This window comes from Coprococcus intestinihominis, from assembly GCF_040096555.1.
GTDB classification, from domain to species: Bacteria; Bacillota; Clostridia; order Lachnospirales; family Lachnospiraceae; genus Coprococcus_A; species Coprococcus_A intestinihominis.
Genome location: NZ_JBBMEK010000252.1, coordinates 1 through 4,894, shown reverse-complemented (window position 1 = coordinate 4,894; position 4,894 = coordinate 1). Strand labels below are relative to the sequence as shown.

At 44.6% G+C, this 4,894-nt stretch carries 3 protein-coding genes and 1 tRNA gene; all 4 read left to right on the top strand.

The window, feature by feature from the left end:
* The coding region (gene ftsH / locus WMO25_RS14960; protein ID WP_349085978.1) for an ATP-dependent zinc metalloprotease FtsH at positions 1-1,212 on the top strand (1,212 nt) is incomplete at its 5' end.
* Between the two features lie 588 nt (positions 1,213-1,800).
* Positions 1,801-3,858, top strand: a complete 2,058-nt coding sequence (locus WMO25_RS14955) for a glycoside hydrolase family 13 protein (protein WP_349085976.1) — start codon at positions 1,801-1,803, stop codon at positions 3,856-3,858.
* A gap of 133 nt (positions 3,859-3,991) precedes the next feature.
* A tRNA-Tyr gene (locus WMO25_RS14950) sits at positions 3,992-4,073 on the top strand.
* A 161-nt stretch (positions 4,074-4,234) separates the two neighbouring features.
* Positions 4,235-4,894 (top strand): radical SAM protein (locus WMO25_RS14945; RefSeq protein ID WP_349085974.1); only part of this gene is annotated, 660 nt, incomplete at its 3' end.

The following is a 4,894-nucleotide window of genomic DNA, read 5'->3' as shown; positions in this document are numbered from 1 at the left end:
GCCAAGGCGGTAGCCGGTGAAGCCGGTGTACCTTTCTTCAGTATCTCCGGTTCGGACTTTGTGGAAATGTTTGTAGGTGTCGGTGCATCCAGAGTGCGTGATCTTTTTGAAAATGCCAAGAAGAACGCACCGTGTATTGTTTTTATTGATGAGATCGATGCGGTAGCAAGAAAACGTGGAACAGGTCTCGGCGGCGGCCACGATGAACGTGAGCAGACACTGAATCAGCTGCTTGTAGAGATGGATGGTTTTGGTGTCAATGAGGGCATCATTGTTATGGCAGCTACAAACCGTGTGGATATTCTTGATCCGGCAATCCTTCGTCCGGGCCGTTTCGACCGTAAGGTTGGCGTTGGCCGTCCGGATATTCAGGGACGTCGTGAAATCCTTGAAGTGCATGCCAAGGGCAAGCCGCTGGGGGATGATGTGGATCTGGATCAGATTGCCCGTACAACAGCAGGTTTTACAGGTGCAGATCTTGAGAATCTGATGAATGAAGCAGCCATTTATGCGGCAAAACAGAGTCGTGCATATATTGTGCAGGATGATATTCGCCGGGCGTTTGTCAAAGTCGGCATCGGTGCAGAAAAGAAGAGCCGTGTTATTTCCGACAAGGAGAAGAAGATTACGGCTTACCATGAATCCGGACATGCGTTATTATTCCATCTGCTTCCGGATGTAGGACCGGTTTATTCCGTATCTATTATTCCGACAGGTATTGGTGCAGCAGGTTATACAATGCCGTTGCCTGAAAGAGACAATATGTTCAATACCAAGGGCAAGATGATGCAGGATATTGTTGTATCTCTGGGCGGACGTGTCGCGGAAGAATTGATCTTTGATGATATTACAACGGGTGCCTCCCAGGATATTAAGACGGCAACAGAGACAGCACGTGCCATGGTTACAGAGTACGGTATGTCTGATGCAGTTGGTCTGATTAATTATACAAGCGGCAGTGATGAGGTGTTCATCGGCAGAGATATCGGCCATTCCAAGCCATATGGAGAGGGCATTGCAGCTGTGATCGACCAGGAAGTGAAACGTATCGTTGATGGCTGCCATCAGGAAGCCAGACGTATCATTACAGAGCATCTGGATGAGCTGCATGCATGCGCGAATCTGCTCATTGACAAAGAAAAGATAACAAGAGAAGAATTTGAGGCAGTTTTTCCAGAGAAAACAGAAAATGAAAAATTACGCTTTATGTAACTTGCATAAAAAGGTTTGGTGAATAAATAAAACTTTGTGAACACTTTTAAGTGGGGGCATGGTATTATAATAGACGTAAACCCCCCAATACATTATAAAGTTTTTGTTTCACCCCATAAACAAAAATACCTTCTCCAAAAGGACAGCAACGGAAGCTGTCCTTTTTTCTTTGTCCCCCAAAATTAAAAAAAATAATAGATGAAATGCGGCTCAAGAGTATTTCGATAGCTCTTTTCCGAAGCATTTTTGAGCCGCATTTTATCTATGTTGTAGAGTCTGTTTTTATAGTTTTCGGAAAAGAAAAAGGGATGATGTGTATACATATTTTCATGGTTTGTGTGTATACAATAGAGTAGAAGGTTGAAAATCTATTGAATTTACTATACAATAGAAATAATTTTGCGGCTGTTGAATGCTGGACATAATTCAGAAGTAATTTTAATGCTTTTGACTAATGTCTGGAAACAGTTTTTATCAATATCTGCGAAACTCTCATTATTCCAGAATGAGTATATTGAATCGTCGGTTCGATATGCTCTTGTGAATAAGGATGAGTTTCGCTCCAATTTTTTTGACAGGAGCAAGGGAATGAATAAAATTTTGAACAGACAGGCGTTCTTTGCGGATGGGACTCCTTTTTATCGATTATATACATCTGACGGCACCGGTTACGGTGTCAGGCTGCGCTTTCGGACGGCGAAGGATAATGCAGAACTGGTAACGGTTGTGACGGACAGCATGAAAGCAGATATGCATAAATGTTTTACGGAAGGTCGGTTTGATTATTATGAAGTGATGCTTCATTATCCGGAGTGCGGCACGAATTATTATTTTACAGTTACCGGAGCGGAAACTGACGAAGGCAAAAGGACAGCTGTGTACAATAAACGCGGTGTGATGGACGGTGTGCAGGATTATTATAACTTCAATTTCTATCCGGAGTTCAAGACGCCAGACTGGGCGAAAGGTGCCGTTTTTTATCAGATTTTTACAGATCGGTTCTGTAACGGAGATCCGACAAATGATGTGCTGGATCGGGAGTATAGCTATGTGAAGCTGCATTCAGAGCAGGAGAAGGACTGGCAGGCTTATCCGCATGACATGGATGTCTGTCACTTCTATGGCGGCGATCTTCAGGGAATTATGCACAAGCTGGATTATCTGCAGGATCTGGGGATTGAAGTTCTTTACCTGAATCCGATTTTTGTTTCACCATCCAATCATAAATATGACATTCAGGATTATGATTATATTGATCCACATTTTGGCAGAATTGTTGATGATGCAGGAGAAGTACTGGAGAAAAGCGATATGGACAATTGTCATGCCAGCCGCTATATCCGTCGTGTAACCAATAAGAAGAATCTGGAAGCCAGCAACGAACTTTTTGTTCAGTTTGTAGAGGAAGTACATCGCAGAGGCATGAAAGTGATTCTGGACGGTGTGTTCAATCACTGCGGTTCTTTCAATAAATGGATGGACAGAGAGCGGATTTATGAAGGACAGGAGGGCTATGCGCCGGGGGCATATGTGGATGAGAAGAGCCCTTATCGCAGCTTTTTCAAATTTCATTCAGAAAAATGGCCGTATAATAAGGATTATGATGGTTGGTGGGGGCATGATACACTGCCGAAGCTGAATTATGAAGAATCTGAAAGTTTGTGTGAATATATTCTGAGAATCGGACAGAAGTGGGTGTCACCGCCTTACAATGTGGATGGCTGGCGTTTGGATGTGGCGGCGGATCTCGGTCATTCTCCGGAGTATAATCATTTATTCTGGAAACGTTTCCGAAAAGCAGTCAAAGAAGCAAATCCGAATGCCTTGATTCTGGCTGAAAATTATACAGATCCGGCTTCATGGCTTGAAGGGGATGAATGGGATACCGTGATGAACTATGAGGCATTTATGGAGCCGATTACATGGTTCCTGACCGGTGTGGAAAAACACAGTGATGAGAGAAGAGATGATCTGCTGTGCAATCCGGAGACATTTGAAGGTGCTATGAGTCATCATATGTCACGCTTTGAGTATGATTCTCTCTATGTGGCCATGAATGAGTTGTCCAATCACGATCATTCAAGATTCCTTACAAGAACCAATGGACAGGTTGGAAGAATTCAGAGCAAAGGGGCAAAGGCAGCTGAAGAAGGCATCCATGATGCTGTTATGCGGGAGGCTGTGATCATGCAGATGACGTGGCCGGGAGCACCGACTGTTTATTATGGGGATGAGGCCGGTGTCTGCGGATGGACGGATCCGGACAATAGAAGAACTTATCCGTGGGGTCATGAAGATAAGCAGATGCTGCAATTCCACAAAGAAGCCATTCGAATCCACAAAAGCAGCACGGCACTGCGTACCGGTTCCTACAAAATGCTTTATACAGCATGGGGACTATTGGGCTATGGCCGTTTTGATAAGAATGAGCGGTATGCAGTCATTGTCAATAATACACAGGAGACAGTGAATGTGGCAGTGCCGGTTTGGCAGATTGGTGTGGCAGATGGAAGCCGCATGGAGCAGCAGTTGATGAGTGTGGCAGAGTCGTTTACAAAGGTGCCGGATATTTATGTTGTAACAGATGGCTATTTGATGGTAGCGATGCCGAGGACATCGGCTGTTATCCTGAAGGATATCGGATAACGGATAAGCAATATGTCGGATGGAAGGATAGTTGCATAGCTATTTTGACGCGGTACGGATATACAGTGAAATTTTAGGGGTTGAATTTTAAAATTAAATATGATATCATGGATAGCGGTCAGAAATGACTTATGGATGGATTCCCGAGTGGCCAAAGGGGACAGACTGTAAATCTGCTGCGACACGCTTCGGTGGTTCGAATCCACCTCCATCCATGATTTTGTGGACGCCATGTATTTGAGTCATCAGGTACGTGGCGTTTTTGTTTTTCGGGAAATACTTGCATCTGCCTATTGATTATTTTTGGGATAAAAGATATACTGGTATTTAATAATACGCATGCGAACTATTTAAAGAAGAATCAGGAGGGCACATCATGCAATATGAAGGAACTGTTTACAGACCACCGAGTGAGGCACGCAGTCTGATTGTGCAGGTAACTGTGGGCTGCGCCCACAACACCTGTACATTCTGCACGATGTATAAAGACAAGAAATTTAAGATCAGACCCCTTGCAGATATACTGGCGGATTTTGATGAGGCTGCGATGCTGTATGGCGGCCATATTCGCAGGATTTTTCTGGCAGACGGTGACGCATTGATTGTGAAAACGGAAATGCTGATACAGATTCTGACGTATATCTGGGAGAAATTCCCGAATCTGGAGCGAGTGACTGCTTACGGAACGACGCAGGATATTCTTCATAAGTCTGAGGAAGAACTGATGCAGTTGAAAGCTGCAGGCCTTGATATGGTTTATATGGGAATTGAGTCCGGTGATCCGCAGGTCTTAAAAGATGTCAAAAAGGGTGTGACAAGGGAAGAGATGATCGAAGCAGGCAGGAAGCTGAAAAGATGCGGTATTCTCTGTTCGGCCACATTGATTTCCGGCCTTGGCGGACGGCAGCGGCTGAGAGAACACGCCATTGCATCGGCTTCCCTGATCAGCGCGATCAAGCCGGATTATGTTGGATTCCTGACATTGATGATCGATCCACAGGCACCGGTTTATTCGAAGATTGTTTCCGGGGAGCTG